Here is a 16,494-nt window from a genome sequence, read left to right as displayed (position 1 = left end):
CGGCATTCCAGTATCGGCTACCTAAAGCCTTATCACTTTCACCAGCAGCTACTTGCTAACATCACCCAACTTTCTCCTGCCTAACTAGACCACCTCATTTTTGCCCATAAGACGAACTACTGGCTTATTGTCCACCAACCCGCGAAGGTGTATGGCCCGCTAACCTACTCCCAGTATGTGCAGCAGGTGCGGGCACTACAGGTACCCGAAGAGCTTGCCCTCAAGGCCGAACTGGAATAATTATTGGAAATGCCTACGGGCAAGTAGACCAACGAAAGGATTCTCCAAACGGGGCCTATTTCTCTAAATCTAACCACCTGCTGGGACCTTGTCACATTTTTTAAACGAACGTTGTGAGGTGTGACAAGTGAACCGATTGCTTAGGCCGCGCAGCTACTGCGTCAGCTACTCTCGCTGGGCTTCGAGCGAGTCGGCGGCCACTGGCTCAGCTCCATAGTAGAGCCAGTTAATCGCCGCCGGGTTATCGCGAAGTTGCGCCACCTGCTCAGCAGGGGCTAGGAACTGCTGCTCCCGAATGTGGCCCGGATACGGGGCCGACACATAGCGGCTCTCCCCGTTCTGCAAGCGTACGCGTAAGCGCGTGGCAAACGGACCTGCATACTGCTGAACAAAGAAGAGAGCCAGCTGACGCGGCTTCAGCTTCAGCAGCCAGTGCCCATTACCACAGAAGTCAAAACCTCGGCTTTCAATCGGCCGCCACTGTCCTTGCCGATCCTGGGCCTCCTGAATCGCAAAGACCCACGAATCCTTTCCGGCTAAGAGCTTGGTGCTCGGGCTAGTATTAACTACATACACCGGCAGCACGCGTTGGGCCGGAAAGCGCGCCCGCACTTCGGGCGGCACCGCTTTTTGGTAAACCAATGGCCGTTGCGCATCGACACGTAGCTCCAGCCCATCTGTGCTGAGCGTCGCACTATCCTGGGTTGCCTGTATAGGCCCAAAGTCTCGCAACCAGTCTGCTTCATTTGAGGCGAGGGGATGGGTCAGCACTAGGGAGTCAGCCAGGGCAAAGCGCCCGACAAAGTGGGGCCACACGCCCAAGATGCTATCCTGTCGCAAAGGGGGCGGCATCGAAGTGCCCTGCGCTCGTATCCGGGGTAGTTGCGTAGGACCCTGCTCGGGCAACCGCTCCGAGGCACGCTGACAGCCGGTCAAACTGATTCCCCCCATTAGTAGCCATCCTAGACACTTCATACTAGGAGCAAAGCTATCTGCTAATGCTGAAGTTACCCGCTTACGTAGCTTCTTGTTCCATCGCTTATCCCTGGCCATAGCGCTTGACGATGGCCTGCGAATACCGGTAAGCATGACAGGCAAACCGAAAAGACGTTTTGCAAACGACCGTTTAAGTAATGTCTTTTTGCTTAATTTCGCCTGAAACTACCCCTTTTTACCCCCGTGCCCGCCTACTTCGCCTACTACCGCGTCTCTACCCAAAAGCAGGGCAACTCTGGGTTGGGCCTGGAGGCGCAACGGGCGGCCGTGAGTAATTTCCTAAAAGGCGACACGCCGGTGGGGGAGTACGTGGAAGTCGAGAGTGGCAAGAAGAACCAGCGGCCCCAGCTGCTGGCGGCGATCGCCGCGGCCCGAGGTGCGGGGGGCGTGTTATTGATTGCCAAGTTGGATCGGCTATCTAGGAACGCGGGCTTTATCCTCGCCCTGCGCGACTCGGGGGTGCAGTTCGCCTGCTGCGACATGCCTGACGCCAATACCCTTACCGTGGGCCTCTTCGCCGTCATCGCCCAGCACGAGCGCGAGACCATCTCCCAGCGCACCAAGGATGCGCTCAAAGCCAAGAAGGCGCGGGGCGCCCAGCTGGGCACACCGGCCAACCTCACGGAGGATGCCCGGCAGCTAGGACTGGAAGCTCGGCAGCGCAATGCGCGGGAGCATGGGGGGATTCGGCAAGCGACGGCGCTGATTTTGGCCCGGCGGGCCCAGGGGCTCAGCTGTGAACGCATCGCGGGGGAATTGAATGCGCTGGGCTTTACCGCCAGGAGAGGGGGGGCCTTCTCCCAAAAGCAAGTCCAGCGTCTGGTTGATCGCGCCCTAGTTTCAATTGAGCAGACCTGATTACCTCTAACTAATGGGTTATGTGGTAGGCATAGTATGATTAACATTCACCCCGCCACACCTGCCTACCCAAGGTAGAAGTGCCCACTCTTTCTATGTCGCGCTCTGTCCTACCTCCTCGTTACCTGTTACCTCGATGGACCACGCGTTTGCTGAGCTTTGTCGGAGTTGCCTTGCTCGGCCTGTCCAGCTGCACACCGGTCACGCATGCCGGCAGCACCTTCGATTGGGTGGTGACCAATCAGACAATGGACACCCTGCGCGTAGGTGTTCGGTTTCCGCTCGATTCCTCGCTGCTGTTGCCAACCGACTTGTCCTACCTACGCAAGCAACGGCTCACTGATTCGGTGGCCGAGGATGGGCTCGTCGCTCGTCAGAATCCCTTGACCCGCTTGGTCCAGCATGCGGGGCGCTGGTACTACGTCCAGCCCCAAGCCTGGCCGGTGGCCACCCACGACGATGCCCGCGGCCCCCGACGGTGGGCCCAAGTCAACCGCCTCGTTGGCACCTTGACCTATACGCTGCCTCCGCACGGCACCCAGAGTCTAACCCAGACCATTTGCTTGCCCTGCGATACGATCCCGCTACCCCAAATTGTGTGGCTCTGGCTTGAGCAGGGCGCTGAGCGCCACACGCTGGTACCCGGTCGCACCCTGCGACAGGTATTCCACGCAGTACCCACCGGTCAGGAGCACGACTACTCGGCGCGCGCACTTTATGAGTTCAACGTGGGACCGGGCCTGGTCCTGCTAGAACCGGACGGCAACTGAGCCGTCTGTACAGTGAAACGGTCATTTTAGTGTACAGCCAGCGTCTTGTTCCGAAACCTACCGTTTTTCGAATCACTTGACCACCCACACAGAAGGCCCCAAAAACATCGTTTTTCGAGGCCTTTCTGAGGAGGGTTTTTCGAACGCCGCTCTTAAGAGGCTTGGCTAGCTTGGCTTAGCGGCTTTTTACGTACCAACAGGGTCGCTTGCACTGCGTAAAATGTGGCTCCCTTATCTAAACCATCGTGCAGATGAACAGAGCGAAGGCTACTTATTTTGCATTATACAAGTCGTGCAAGTAGCCCACTTCTTCGTTGGGTGAGAGCAACACGCTTTCCCCCTTTCGGCGATAGCGCAGTTCAAAGTCGCCGCTGTTGCTCTCCACTACGCGAACGCCATCGAGCACGCATAAGAAGCCGAACAAGGCGTCGTCGACCGCTTGTTCGATGACTTGGGTAACCATGTGCTTGTCCGAGTCGGATAAGGCTGTATGCCACGTCGAAAGGGCTACCAAGTGCTTGTCTGGTGACCGACCAGGGACGTGGTGTAGCAGTGTTTCAACACTATTGACCGAAGCGTTACGAACGACTTCTTTCACAACATCGATGAAGGTTTCTGTGGTCATGGCTTCGCGTTTGAGTGGATATCCTGTAAACGGGCTTACCAAAGTACTGCGAGCCCTTTCGTCCACTCAACGCTCCGTTCGCTGAAGGGTAGACATCCAGTAGCAAGCTCAAGCTTGCTTTATGGAGCGCGAGGCGTTTAGGCAACTCTTCTAAGAATCCACCTTGACAACTGACGAGGGCCAGTTATAGTCAGTTGGTGAACGAGTCTTTGCTTTGTGTAGCAAACTTATTTGCTATCTTTCTACTTAATCGCCCCCAGGCCGTATGCTCCAGCGAAGCGACTTGCTTGCTCGAATACGTTCGAATATAGACAAGTTCGGCTACCACATAACCGTGGTAACAGGTGGGGCCTTGCCCCGCTTTGCTTACACGATTGGCTGTACCACCACCCTCAGTGCAGAGTTCATTTTTGCCGGGGGCGAATTTTACTCGCAGAGCCAGGTGAGCGAGATTTTAGCGGCAACCATCGCAGTGGCCAGTACGGAAGCGGATTGGCCTACCCGGACTATTCGAACAGACTCGCTCGGGTGCTTTTCGCTCGTAAAAGTGCATCCCTCTTGGGCCGAACTACTCGCGCTGGGTGCCTTCGATTATTATAACCAGCCCACCCTCTCCGTGTGGCAAGTCGTGCCCGACTTTGTTCACCACACGGTAGATGTGCCGGTAATGGTGGAGGCCTTTGACGAGGCAACTCAGCCGGTTTGGCAATGGCTGACTCGACAGTGGGAGTACCCTATTCCGGCCGATTCGATGGCCGTCACGAATCTGCTGGTGCTGGCAGGCGCAAAGGCAACGGAAGTGATGAGATGGGAAGAGGATGATTGGGAAATATTTGCCGGAACTGGGCCTGACATCCCCAAAGCAGACATGCGGATTGTACCCTTTGGCACGCTACTGGGAATTGATGCCTCGCTGAAAGTAGCGATTGACCTCAAAGTTGGGAAGGGAGTGTGGCGAGACCCGCTCGCTCTGGACTGGCAACCGTGGGGCTAAGCTTAGGAAGCACTAGCACGAGCCCATGATAGAATGGTCCAGCTCAATAGGGTGCACCTTGAGGGGGCTCAGAAAGTACCTCGCGGGGCAGATGGCTCAGAAATTTGGTAACAGGTGCGTTTCTGGCTCGCTTTAAGGGTTCAGAAGTCGAAAACTGCTGCGTCAGAAAGGCGCACCTTTCGGGGCCACGAGGCAGGCAGATTCCAGCTTGCGGTGGCATTCTTCTGAAGGAAGCGCACAAATGGCTACCGGCCGCACAGCTCGTTACAGAATTTAACGCCTAATGAGGTAGTAGCTGCTACCATTACCGTCGAGCTTAAGAACGCCTAACGCTCTGCTTTCAAGCGGCCCAGTAAATGGGAGGAGATCAGCGTAGGTAGGCGACCTGCTTGATAGTGAAGCTTGTGTGGGGCATAGTACCCCAAAATTCTGGCTAGGAAAGGATGCTTTTGGTAGTATTCGACTTGGCGTTATTTGGATAGAAAAAGCTGACTGCTCGTGTAATCGCTATACTTGCACTTCACTTAAACACATGCTTGAATGAAACCAAGACTTTTTATAGGCTCCTCGTCGGAGGGCTTAAAATACGTAACCTATTTAGAGCGCAAATTAGCAGACTATGTAGACTGCTATAAGTGGGTTGATGATGCTGTGTTTGTCCCTAACAAGAACACGTTAGATGTGCTAATTAAACAAGCTAAACTATCAGATTTCGCGCTTCTTGTTGCTACCAAGGACGACGTGACAACTAATGAAGCCCGGGGATTAACAAGGGGTACCATCAGAGATAACGTAATATTTGAGCACGGATTATTCCTTGGTGCTACTAGTGCAGAGCGAGCTTTTCTTTTCGCTCAAGAAGATGCTGATTTACCATCTGATTTTAATGGAGTATCGACACTCAGATTTAGTGAGACTATTGGAAAATTTAATCACATAGATGTGGTAGCCGAGCAGCTAATAAAAGCCATTCAACGCGCCGAAAAGCAAAGCGAGCTCGGCTTCCTTCCTTCTACGGCCCTTGCTATGGGGTACTTCACTGGCTTTGTAAAACGAGTGTGTGAAGCACTAGGTAGAGACAGAAAGATTCTGTATAAAAAAGAGGAGCGCCCAATCAGCGGATATCAGATGAAAGTAATTCTCCCCGCAAATATTGACGATGATGGTGTAAATGCTTTTATAAGCAAGTACAATCATATTAATGGACTGGAGCAGGCCGACACCGCTGTGTTGCCAGGCACTCAAGGCAGGGGCTATCCATTCCATTTCAAAATCGACCCACCAGAAGAAGGGGAAGGTAATCCAATAAATGCACACATATTTGATGTTCCTACAACATTAGGCACTATTGTAGAAGCTATAAAACTTTATCTTCCAACTAATACTATTGGGCCAGATATCGATAAGGAGCACCTTGAGAGACGCGAGCTCAGAAACTTCGCGAATGTGTTGCGGCATTATATTAGCCGCAATGCTTGGACTAAAGGCCATGTAGAGGTAATAGAAGGCGTTGAATAACAAAAGGGCGGCCCTAAAGCCGCCCTTTTATTTTCTATAGTGTCCCGGACTGTATTAGGTCATTATAAACAGCCTGGAGTTCAGACAGAATATATCGCAGATGCACTAATTTGTCAGGATTATCGCGAAAAATGTGTTCACGTCCATCAACAGACACTAGCCTGTTTGCATGCGATGGGTCATCACAAATACTCTTAATATGCCTATATAATACTGGAACAAGTTGGTAGAAAATGAGGTTTTTATACACTGAGGGAGCAATGTCGTAGCAAATAGCGTTAAAGTCAAAGCTACTCAGCTTTATCTCTTGCTGCGATTTTGCTTTCATATTCTTGAGAAAGCGTATCATCTTTTTCATCCGACCAACGGTTTCATTTCCTCTTTCATTTATTCTCTCAATACTCAAGAATGGATAGTCTGGATCACTTCGCTGATGAGTATACTTATCGTATACCTGAATGCCTCTATAAGATCCCTTACTATTTACTACTGATGTAACATCGTCATAGTAATTAGACACAACTACATCGACATCTCGGCCAATTCCCCTATTCCTAATCTTGATTGCTTTAGCATGAGTGATGTCACAAGTATTGTAAACACCCTGCAATATCCGCTCTGAATCCGACCTCAGCTTTCGAAGGTCTTCTTCTATACTCCCTTTGTAAGTGTTTCTTGTTACCTCCTCTTTTAGTAAATTAAGTTGGTTTTGGTAGTAGTGCTGACTACTATATGCGCTATTAACTGCTTGATTTATATTGGCATAATCATAGCTATAAAACTTGTTAGTAAGTATCAGCAAGTCTATGTCACTATTGGCCTTTATGTGGGTGTTTGTCATGACAGAACCTTGGTAAGCAAATCTGACCTCTTCAATTGCTTTTAGATGTCCCTTTGCGGCCTCACCAGCAGCCACGCTTCTTTTGGTATATTCAGGGTCCACCCCCTTCATGGCCAACCTAACATAGGTGAGCATGTCATTATGCCTAATCGTAGACAACTCTCGGGCAAAATCTTGTTGCACTGCAAGATGCTCAGGGTTGATCCTGGCCTCAATCCCTTCTGTAAGCAATTTGTAATTGTATGCCATGTGTTTATAAGAATTTTGTTGTAAGGCTATACGCCACTACTAAGTTACGAAAAAGCCCCGGCTCCTGTGGGGGAGGCTCGGGGCCGAGTTGCACCTACAGTTCAAAGATGAATTTTCCTGGTGAGGTTCGGGCAATTTCTTTTAAATCCGTAGTCGTTTTAGTGTTGGAATTTCTGAGGACTATTGTTGCCCCTGATGTGCTGGCAGCTCGCCTAATTTCCTTTATATCAGTGGTTGTATAACCCGCTGCGTCGATGCTTATGCCGCCTCCGGCTCTGGCGATTTCTTTCAGGTCTGTTGTTGTTTTTACCATATGGCTAGGGTACTGGTGAGCCGACAAGCTACAAAAAAATCCCGACTGTTGGGGAAGGGGAAAGTAGAAACTGGGAAAGGCCGCTAATAGATGGGTGCGTTATTGCATACGCCAGTTCTCATTCCAGAGGTGTAACTGTAACAGTATGGGAACCAGTGCTACATACTGTTTAGCTATCTGAACCAACGGTATCCATCTATGCCCATCTCTTCTCCTGGCCGCCAGCCAATCTTGCTTCACAGCCGCAAGATTGTAGTTGAACAAAGCCAAGTCAAAAGTGTAGCTACCTGGTTTGTAAGGCATGAGCAAAAAGCCATCGGCCACACCCGAAATTGTGTTGCGACGCGGAGTCCTGTCTGTTGTTATATGCTGGCCGCGCACTTGACTGCTAAACGTATTGATAAGAGCTAGGCATTCCTCATAGGAGTAATGGGCATCGTCAGTTAACAAATCATTCATAAGTAGGGTGCTATCGCTAGAATACGAGCTTATAACTGGCAAATATAAATAGTTGCGTGAGCTATTGTACGCCTTAGCGGCGGGCTTCATTATAAGCAGGCGCTGAGGCTAGCACCTGCACCTCCACTTGGAATGCATCATCATTTTGGCTGGTCAGGTTGTAGCGGGGGTGTATTGGGCCGTTGTAGACCTCCAAAGCGTGGGCATCCCTAAAGTAGTACAGATGAATATTCTTCATGTGGCACCATTCATCGGCAGCCATTGATGGGCGGAAGCCGCAGGAGGACAGCGTTTCCTTTGTTGGGCGGCAAGATTCCATATAAGGGTAAGGGGTCACACGATAGTAGGAACGGAAAACAACGTTAAGGAATCCTGCGCTAGCGGTCCGTCTCAGAAAACGCACGTTTACTAGGGTAGCAGGTAAGCGCCTAAGCAGGCAGCTACTCAGCTGCTAACAGGACGCATTTGGCCTTCTTACAGATCAATGGCTCCTTTTAGGCAAAGGAGCTAGCCTGCTGAGGCAGCCTTTGCTGCTTGGCGTAGGAGTAGCTTACAAGCAGAATCCCGCTCTGAAGAGGTAGTAGCTCCGCAAGGCCTGGTGGCGGTGGCTGCACTCAGCCGAGGATACGACGTGTCTGCAGGAGGTGTTCGCGGTGGACTGGGCGCAGCAGGGGCCAAGCGCAGTCGAGGGGGTACGCGAGGGAACTAGTAAGTAGCTTACATTTGTTAGTTACTTGAAAATCAATATTTTATAGATAATATCTAGAATTAATTAGTTCATATTTTACATTAAAGTATTGTAAATCAATAAAATATTTAAAAAGTAGGTAACAGTTGACTGATGGGCGATATCGGTCCGATATCGCCCATATCGGTCCAGACATGGGCCATATCGGTCCGGATATCGGTTGACTGATGAGCCATATCGGCCCGATATCGGTTGACCGATGGGCCACATTGGTCCTAAAGGACTAAAAATAGGCTTCGTAGGCTGCCTAACGATCGGCGCGCTGGCTGGCTGCTCGTACGGGCACGCTAGGGGACCGGGTTAGCTAACCGTTCTACCAATCCGGTAGCCCCATCTGATCGTTTTTAACTCGTGCTGCTCGTGTTTACGACCCGGTTAACTACGAAATCGGGTCAGCGGGCTGACTAAAACGAAGCGCTTCTACCCACTTGCTTTACATAGGGGGAATTATAGGACGCAGCAGAGATACTTTTTTAATCAGCTTCTGTGTACTGCCGGCTGGCCTACCAAGGCATGAAGTGTATACTTCACCTCATGGTCATGTAGTTTGCTCAACTGAGCCTGATTAATTGGCTGCTATCCCGCCCGGTAAAACCGGCAACGATCGAGGAATTTCAAAACGGCTACTACTACCAGCGCAGTTGCGAAGACACTTCGATAAAGGCCTGTTGCGCTTCCAGCTGCGCTTTGACTGACTCGTAGGAAGTAGGCTGCAAATCGGCCACGAACTGCTGGGCTCCGCTCAGCATGCGGATATACAGACTCGGGTCGCTTTGCCGGCTCAAGCGGCGTAGCGCATCCAGGTAACCTTCCCGGGCGTGGGTGGTAATGATAATGCGGCACTGGCCGGCGCTGATTAGCTCGGCATTCATCATCAGCCGGGCTAGGCGGCCGTTGCCGTCATCGAAGGGGTGCACCTCGCTGATGAGAAACATCAGGAACATAGCCCGTGTCAGCGGTTCACTCAGGCTACGGTATAGCTTGAAGCCCTCGTGCAATGTGCCGCGCACCAGGCCGGGGTCCACGAAGCTGGTCAGCCCGGCTTGGTTGGCGTACTCTTTCCACTGGCCGGGGCGCTTGTCGGGACGGGCGCGCAGGAGCTGGGCGTGTCGCCGCTGCAGGATGGCCAGCAAGTCCTCGGCCGACTGCGGGACCACGCGCATCTCGGCCACGTTGCTGCACAGTTGGTAGGTGCTTAGCACATCGTGCGAATCGGCGTGCCGACCGCCCACCAACTGGCCGGTTTCCACCATTCGGTGTGCCTCATCCACTTGAAACTCGGTGCCTTCAATAAAATTCGAGAAGTAGGCTTCGAAAAACGCGACTGTATAAAATGGGGGAGCCGCGGGCGCGGGGTCGGGCCGCTGCGGCAGCACCGCCGCGCGCAGTGCGCTAAGCAGCGTGGTAAAAAGGGCCATTCGGCCGGCATCAAAGGGCAGCCCCAGCGCGCGGGCGCGGGCCACGGGGGACGTAAGAATTTTGCTAGATTGGGTAGTGAGCAGTGCGCCGGCAATGCGTTGCAGCAAGGCCAATTCGATAGGCCAATCTAGGGCCACTGCCACTTCGCGGGCTTGGTCGCGCAGGGTATTCAGGCCTTCTTCGCCTCGAATACGCAGCACCATTTCCAGTCGCTCTTCCACCGTTTCGAGCGGCAGCGCTTTGCTCACCCCGCCTTTGCGCACCCGAGCCGGCTGCAGGTTTTCTAGTAATCCCCGGGCTTCTGAGGCAAACAGCAGGCTGCCATCCCCGAACGGCGCATCACTAGGCAGCGGGCCGGGGCCTTCCAGCAGGTGCACGACGAGGCCGGGTAGTTCCACATTGCGGGTGTACTTATAGGTCAGAAACAGGTGCCCATCGGCCGAGGGCTGGCCTTCCAGCTGCGAGCGGTGGCTGATGAGTGCGCCGGGAAACAGGTGCTGTACCACTGGCAGCCAGTTCTTGCGAATTAGCGCTTCCGAGGGAGTACTTAAGTCTGATGAATAGATACGGGGCGCCACCTCGCGTAACTCTCCCCGCTGGCGGGCACCCCGAATCTGCCGATTAAGGGCCGCATCTGACGTCCCAAATACGAGCAAGGGCCAGCGCACATTTTTTTCCATTAAGCAGTACGAATGACGTCAGAGTGTTAATTTTTTTCAATTAACAACCTATTTTTGGGATTTCAGTTAGGTTAAGGGATTATTTCCGCCTTTTCTCGGACTGAAAAGGCGAAGGCTGTGGAGATGTAAAACAGCACAGCTCAGGGGCATACTGAGTACCTTCCTACTTTTGAAGCTGCAGTTATGCCAAACGAATAAATTACAAACCGTTTTTAACTATGACACTCTATCAACGTCTCCAACTCACCCGTTCCGAAGAAGACGTCAAAGATGTGTATATCAAGGCACTTAATCTAAAAGGATACAGTAAAAACCTGATTGACATCCAAACGAAGGAAGTGTGGTTTGAGGCTAAGGAGGGGCATAAGCACTCCACCTATGCCATGTTTACGCAGTTGATGCACTACGTGCAGCAGGCGCTGAACAAAGGAGAGTATGTGCCCCCGCTACTGGCAGTGATTGACACGCAGAAGGCCGCTATCATGAAAAGCGCGGACGTCATTCCCTTCCTAGCCAAAAAAACGATTAAGTGGGGCAAGAGCGCCAGCGGCTACACCCAGGAGGCGCTTGACGCGGTATCGGCCTACATCGGTACCTACTTCGTTTCCTTTAAGATAGAAACGCACGAGGATGAATTCATTAGCACTATCCGGAGTGCCATTGCCTCGGGCGATATTATTCGGGTAGCTATTACGCCGGACAACCTAAAACAGGTATTCGACAAGTGGGTGACCCTGATTGGGCAGGAGATTCTGGCTGTAGCGCCGGAGGAGTACGCGCTGCTGTTCTTCGCCGATATTATGAGCGACGGCACCGTGAGCACGCACGCCAACTTGCCAGCTGAGCTCTTGCACCGTAATGGCAAGCCGATTTTCGCTCTCGGCGGCAAACTCTATGAACTAAGCAGTCACGAGGGCTACCGGCGCTTTTGGGCCATCTACCACCGCCCGCCCGATGCGGCCTACCGCAACTACTTGCTGGAACGGCGCGACAGCTTGATTCCGCTGGATGAGCGCAGCTTCAAGGGCGCTTACTACACGCCGCTGCATGTAGTGGACAAAGCCTATGACAAGCTGGCTGAAGTGCTGAGCAAGAACTGGCAGCGCGAATACGTGGTGTGGGACATGTGCTGCGGGGTAGGCAACCTGGAAGTGAAGCACAGTAACCACCGCAACATCTACATGAGCACCCTGGACGTGGCAGACGTGGATGTGATGAAAGCCACCAAAACCTGCGCGGCGGCCACGCGCTTCCAATACGACTACCTCAACGATGATATTGCCGCAGACGGGCAGCTAGATTACAGCCTCACCAACAAAGTGCCCGCAGGCTTGCGCAAAGCCATTGCGGAGGGAAAGAAAATGCTGGTGCTGATTAATCCGCCGTATGCAGAGAGTGGTGATACCCTGGGAAGCGACGCAAAAACTAAGGTAGCGGCAACAAAAATTGCGGCTAGTATGAAAAGTTATGGCTACGCTAGCCGAGAGCTTTTTGTTCAATTCCTTGTGAGGATTGGCAGAGAAATTCCTACGGCAACAATTGCTGTGTTCAGCAAAATGAAGTACGTCAACTCCTCAAACTTCGAAACGTTTAGGGAGAAGTGGCGTGCAACGTATCTGGGTGGATTTGTTGTTCATAGCAAAGCGTTCGAGGGTTTGAAAGGCGAGTTTCCAATAGGGTTTCTTGTTTGGCAAACCAAGGCAAATATGGAGTTACCGCCGATTGCTGAAATTGAGGTCGGGGTACTAAACAAACGCGCAGAACCTATTGGCGAAAAGATGTTTTCGAACGTTTCGAGCCACTACATACTGAACAATTGGGTTAATAGACCGAAGCCCAACACCCAGCCTGCGCTTCCGCTAAAAAACGCAGTGCTGCCCGCAGTCAAGACTAGTGATGTCCGGGGTAAATTCTGGTCTGACGGCGCTATTGGCCAGATGCTTTGCGATAGCAACGACCCTCAGCATGCCGGTCAGCGCACAGCCATATTTTCTTCTACTTACAGTAGTGCTGGCGCTTTCTTCATTAATCCTGAAAACCTCTGGCAAGTTGCCATCATCTTTGCCGTTCGTCGTCTCGTCAAGCCTACCTGGCTTAACGACCGGGACCAGTTCCTACAACCCTCCGAGCCGCTCACCGACGAGTTCAAAACAGACTGCCTCGTCTGGATGCTCTTCAGCGGCAGCAACCTCACCGCCTCGGCCAACGGGCTGCACTGGAATGGCCAGGACTGGCGCATCGTCAACCACTTTATTCCCTTTACCGAAGCCGAGGTAGGAGCGCCCGACCCCTTCGAAAGTGACTTCATGGTGCAATACCTGGAGGGTAAAACGTTCAGCACCGAGGCGCAAGCTGTATTAGCAGAAGCTAAAAAGCTGTGGCGCTCTTACTTCGGCCACACCGACAGTCGTAGCGTACGCGACGCCCTAAAGCTGAACCGGCCCGATGTGGGCTGGTATCAGGTGCGCAAAGCGCTGGATGCCCGCAACGCCAGCGGTGATTTCCTGCCAGTACCGTTTCTGCCGTTTCAACAAGCGTATAAGACGCTGACCGAAAAGCTGCAGCCACTGGTCTACGACTTGGGGTTCTTAAAAATCTAGGGTTGTAAGCTTCAAGCATAAATGAGCCAGTCAACAGTGTAGAAAAGCGCAATTAAAGGCCTCCTTCGTGTCCTATAATTGGCTATATGCTAACGTGTCCTATAATTGGCTATATGCTAAACGAAGCGCCCAGCTTTTCGGCGGGCGAGTAGGGCGCACCCGCGCCCCTGGTGGTAGCCCCCGGCTACCGTACGGCCCTTAAGCTGGTTCGGAGGGGGGCACGAGCAGCGCCTCGACGCGCGCGAACGCGGGGGCTGCCTCGAAGTCCGGTACATGCTTGTCAATCAGGGCCTGCATCTCCGGGCTGCGCAGTGGTAGGGCCGCCAGCCAGGCTAAGTCGGCCGGGGTGGTGAGCTGATACCACTCGCCGCGTGGCGATTCCCACAGCACCCACGTCACGCCGGCCACCACGCACAGATACACGCGGTGCCGCTGATAGCTCACGGGGGCCACCCCCGTCAGCTCGGGCCACGCCGGATTGGTGATCGGCTCGGCCGGGCCGGCCGCGGCCAGCAGGGCGGGGGGCGGCCAGCTGGGCAAGCCGCTCGTGGAGGGGGGGCCTGTTGGGGCAGTGGGAGCCACCAAGTGCTTGAGCGTGTCAGCTAGCAGCGTGCCAATGGCGGTGGCGGCCACCAACTTGCCAAAGCTCAGCCCGTGCGGCTCGCCCGCGCTAACCGGCTCGGGCTCGTCGACTGCGGCGGGCCGGCCAAGCGGGGCGAGCTGCTCGGCCGCCAGGGGGAGCCCGCCCGTAAGCGCATCGGCACGCTGCCGCCCGTCGGGGGAGTCAACGCCCGTCGACTTCGCGGCAGTGGCCGCGCGCGCGGCCTCGGGGTGGCGCTGCCGCCAAGCGCGCGTGTTACAGGCCCCACTGCAATAGCAGCGGCGCAGGTGGGCGGTCAAAATCGGGGCGCCGCACGCGGCACAGGGGCGGGGCTGGGGAACTCGTTTGCGATAAGCCATCCCCGAAGATAAGCACCAGCGGGTCGTTTTTCAATCACATTTAATTAAATGTGATTGAAAAACGACCCGCTGGTGGTAACCCAGTAGCCGCTATGTCCGACGGGCAGCGGAAAACCACCTAGCGGGGCGGCAGGAGAAAAGACGGGCAGCGCGCGCGGTTTGACCAGGGTTGGGCCCGCGCAACGCTACGCCCCAGGGGCAGTTTCTCGGGCGGACAAGCCGCGCACTACCTGCTATAAGGGGTTCTCGTTACAACGGGGCGAGAAATGACGGTAAGGAGCTCGTTATTTCACTAAGGAGCCCTGAAGTGACTCATTGAACTGTGAGACGGCAATAAAAAGCATCATACTGGCTGTTACAGAACGCTTTTTATCTAACCACTGCGCGCCTCTTAAACCGAACGTTTTTCGAGGCGTTAGCAAAATGCCCTGCTAAACAAGGCGTTGTGGCTTAACGTAATTTTCCGCCCCGTTGGATACTGTTGGCGAATTGGGTTTTAAGCCATTAGCCAAGACCCGTCAGGCCGCTTGCGAGTGATTGATGCCTTCAGCAAGGGCTTAAAAATGAATTCGCCAACAGAATCCCGTTGGAACGAGAACCCCGAGTACGCTACTGCAGGGGAGCGGGTAGCCAGGTAACAGCTGTCCCACCCTGTTAACCACGGCCTCCCTACCGCCTAGGCTAGTGGGCACCTGGTGGCGCTCCCTCAGACCTGCTGGCCGGACTAGCTGGCGCAGCTGGCGAGCGGTCGCGTAGGGTGAGCGGTAACTCCTCGGAGGCAAGTCTTGCCTCGGGTACGCGCCGTCGCCGGAGCTCCCTAACCTATGTTACCCGACCCCCTTGCTGCGGTTCTTACCTGGGCCTGCGCTGCTACTTCGCTGTTGGCTGGGGTAGTCGTCCTGAGGTAGTAGTCCTTACGGCTGGCTCTGCTGTTCCAGGAGCAACTGCTCCAAGCCAGCTACCAGCTGGCCCAGTTCCACCTGATAATAGCGGCAGAGCAGCGCGACCGTGCGCAAGGCCACGCTCCGGCGGCCGGTTTCGAGGCGCGCGACATGGATGCCCGTCTCGTCATAGACCTCCTGCAGCGTCTGGCCACGGGCTTCGCGCACGGCTTTTAAGCGGCGGGCGAGTTCAAGCAGAAAAGTAGAGGAGTGCGGCGCCGCCATGAAGGGGCAAAGGGCGGGACTAAGGCGGCGGGTGTCAATGACCGTTCGGTCATTTTTGGCCTTCTTTTTGCAGACTTGTCTCGCCACTGCCTCCGGCTGCGCTAGCCACTCCCCGGCCGCGGCCGACGACCAGCCGGATTTAGTACGCCCCAAATTTTACCGGGGCTCTTGCGCCGGATACACTACGCCCCAGCACCTTTTTTTCTCTTTATCCCCTTCTTTCCCCATGTCCAACATTTTACGCAGTTTTTTCCTGCTAACCCTCTTGCTGGCTGGCTGCGGCCAAAAAGAGACCGTGGCCCCGGCGGCGACGGCCTCGTTTACCTTGCCCCTGCCGGTGGCCGAAGTCGGCGAGGTGGTGACCCTCACCAACACCAGTCAGCACGCCACGCGCTATGAGTGGCGCAGCTCGGATAGCGCCACACTGGTCAACACAGCGACCTCGCCCACCCTCACCTTCACGCAACCCGGCACCTATTCCATTACCCTGACGGCCTTCAACGCGGCGGGGCAAAGCACCAGTGCCACGCAGACGCTCAAAGTCGGCCGGCGCTACCTCAAAGAGGTGCGGGTCAACAACCTGAGCTTTACCAATGCGGCGGGTAGTCCTTGGGACGGTAACAGCGGGCCCGATGTGAAGTGGACCCTGGCCTATCAGACGACGCGGAAGGCAACTGGCGCTACGGTGGCGGACATGACGCAGGCCATGCTACCGCTGAGCTGGAACACGGTGCCACTCAACCTGGAAACCGCCCATGCCGGGTGGACCTTGACCTTTTGGGAAACCAATAATCTGCTGGGCGATGACCAGATGCTGAACTTGACCCTGGACGAGAGCGTGCCCCCGACCAACCGCGATGCCGCGGGTACGGGCACGAAGTCGTACACCGATAAGGCGTGGAACGTGGTACTCACCTATGAAACGCGCTGAGCCCCTGGCCGCCCTAGGAACCCTCTGCTACGCGGGTCGTCGGGGTTTCCTAGGGCGGCCCTGTTCGCTAGTAGACGAGGCCCGCGCGGTAAGCTCGGCTGCCTGCTCGATGGCGCAGGAGGTAGCA

At 54.4% G+C, this 16,494-nt stretch carries 15 protein-coding genes; 6 read left to right on the top strand and 9 right to left on the bottom strand.

The features are described 5' to 3' along the window. Positions 1-405: 405 nt before the first annotated feature. Positions 406-1,092: a hypothetical protein gene (locus E4631_RS24380; protein ID WP_167797046.1), complete on the bottom strand. Its 687-nt coding sequence runs from the start codon at positions 1,090-1,092 to the stop codon at positions 406-408. Between the two features lie 327 nt (positions 1,093-1,419). Between E4631_RS24380 and E4631_RS24375 the strand changes: the two genes are divergently transcribed. Both E4631_RS24375 and E4631_RS24370 read left to right on the top strand, forming a co-directional pair. Continuing rightward, entirely contained in the window at positions 1,420-2,094 is a 675-nt protein-coding gene (locus E4631_RS24375; protein WP_133655960.1) for a recombinase family protein, read from the top strand. 173 nt (positions 2,095-2,267) lie between these two features. Beyond that, on the top strand, positions 2,268-2,864 hold the full coding sequence (locus E4631_RS24370; RefSeq protein WP_133655939.1) for a hypothetical protein: 597 nt from the start codon (positions 2,268-2,270) through the stop codon (positions 2,862-2,864). Between the two features lie 271 nt (positions 2,865-3,135). Here the strand turns inward: E4631_RS24370 and E4631_RS24365 are convergent, their stop codons facing one another. Beyond that, on the bottom strand, positions 3,136-3,489 hold the full coding sequence (locus E4631_RS24365; protein WP_133655940.1) for a hypothetical protein: 354 nt from the start codon (positions 3,487-3,489) through the stop codon (positions 3,136-3,138). Positions 3,490-3,754: 265 nt separating this feature from the next. On the opposite strand from E4631_RS24365, the gene E4631_RS24360 reads away from it, so the two are divergent. Further along, positions 3,755-4,483: a DUF4262 domain-containing protein gene (locus E4631_RS24360; protein ID WP_133655941.1), complete on the top strand. Its 729-nt coding sequence runs from the start codon at positions 3,755-3,757 to the stop codon at positions 4,481-4,483. A gap of 540 nt (positions 4,484-5,023) precedes the next feature. Next, positions 5,024-6,001 carry an STING domain-containing protein gene (locus E4631_RS24355; protein ID WP_133655942.1) on the top strand — a complete coding sequence of 326 codons (978 nt, stop codon included), beginning with the start codon at positions 5,024-5,026 and terminating at the stop codon, positions 5,999-6,001. A 34-nt stretch (positions 6,002-6,035) separates the two neighbouring features. On the opposite strand, the gene E4631_RS24350 is transcribed toward E4631_RS24355, so the two are convergent. The 5 genes from E4631_RS24350 to E4631_RS24330 form a co-directional block, all read right to left on the bottom strand. After that, complete coding sequence (locus E4631_RS24350) at positions 6,036-7,091, bottom strand: nucleotidyltransferase domain-containing protein (protein WP_133655943.1); 1,056 nt, start codon at positions 7,089-7,091, stop codon at positions 6,036-6,038. A gap of 94 nt (positions 7,092-7,185) precedes the next feature. Continuing rightward, positions 7,186-7,404 carry a hypothetical protein gene (locus E4631_RS24345; RefSeq protein ID WP_133655944.1) on the bottom strand — a complete coding sequence of 73 codons (219 nt, stop codon included), beginning with the start codon at positions 7,402-7,404 and terminating at the stop codon, positions 7,186-7,188. A gap of 99 nt (positions 7,405-7,503) precedes the next feature. Then, positions 7,504-7,863 carry a hypothetical protein gene (locus E4631_RS24340; RefSeq protein WP_133655945.1) on the bottom strand — a complete coding sequence of 120 codons (360 nt, stop codon included), beginning with the start codon at positions 7,861-7,863 and terminating at the stop codon, positions 7,504-7,506. Positions 7,864-7,936: 73 nt separating this feature from the next. Further along, a complete protein-coding gene (locus E4631_RS24335; RefSeq protein ID WP_133655946.1) occupies positions 7,937-8,182 on the bottom strand; it encodes a hypothetical protein in 246 nt (81 codons plus the stop codon). 1,058 nt (positions 8,183-9,240) lie between these two features. Next, positions 9,241-10,710, bottom strand: a complete 1,470-nt coding sequence (locus E4631_RS24330; RefSeq protein ID WP_133655947.1) for a Fic family protein — start codon at positions 10,708-10,710, stop codon at positions 9,241-9,243. Between the two features lie 218 nt (positions 10,711-10,928). Between E4631_RS24330 and E4631_RS24325 the strand changes: the two genes are divergently transcribed. Beyond that, complete coding sequence (locus E4631_RS24325; protein ID WP_133655948.1) at positions 10,929-13,310, top strand: hypothetical protein; 2,382 nt, start codon at positions 10,929-10,931, stop codon at positions 13,308-13,310. A gap of 198 nt (positions 13,311-13,508) precedes the next feature. Here the strand turns inward: E4631_RS24325 and E4631_RS24320 are convergent, their stop codons facing one another. Both E4631_RS24320 and E4631_RS24315 read right to left on the bottom strand, forming a co-directional pair. After that, positions 13,509-13,943, bottom strand: coding sequence for a hypothetical protein (locus E4631_RS24320; protein ID WP_133655949.1), 435 nt, complete (start codon positions 13,941-13,943; stop codon positions 13,509-13,511). Between the two features lie 1,241 nt (positions 13,944-15,184). Next, on the bottom strand, positions 15,185-15,436 hold the full coding sequence (locus E4631_RS24315; protein ID WP_133655950.1) for a helix-turn-helix domain-containing protein: 252 nt from the start codon (positions 15,434-15,436) through the stop codon (positions 15,185-15,187). A gap of 226 nt (positions 15,437-15,662) precedes the next feature. Between E4631_RS24315 and E4631_RS24310 the strand changes: the two genes are divergently transcribed. After that, entirely contained in the window at positions 15,663-16,367 is a 705-nt protein-coding gene (locus E4631_RS24310) for a PKD domain-containing protein (protein ID WP_174805436.1), read from the top strand. The last annotated feature ends 127 nt before the right edge of the window (positions 16,368-16,494 follow it).

It is taken from the genome of Hymenobacter sp. UV11 (genome assembly GCF_004684095.1).
Taxonomy (GTDB): Bacteria; Bacteroidota; Bacteroidia; order Cytophagales; family Hymenobacteraceae; genus Hymenobacter.
The sequence above is the reverse complement of the archived record's forward strand: the minus strand, read 5'-3'. Positions and strand labels throughout refer to the sequence as shown.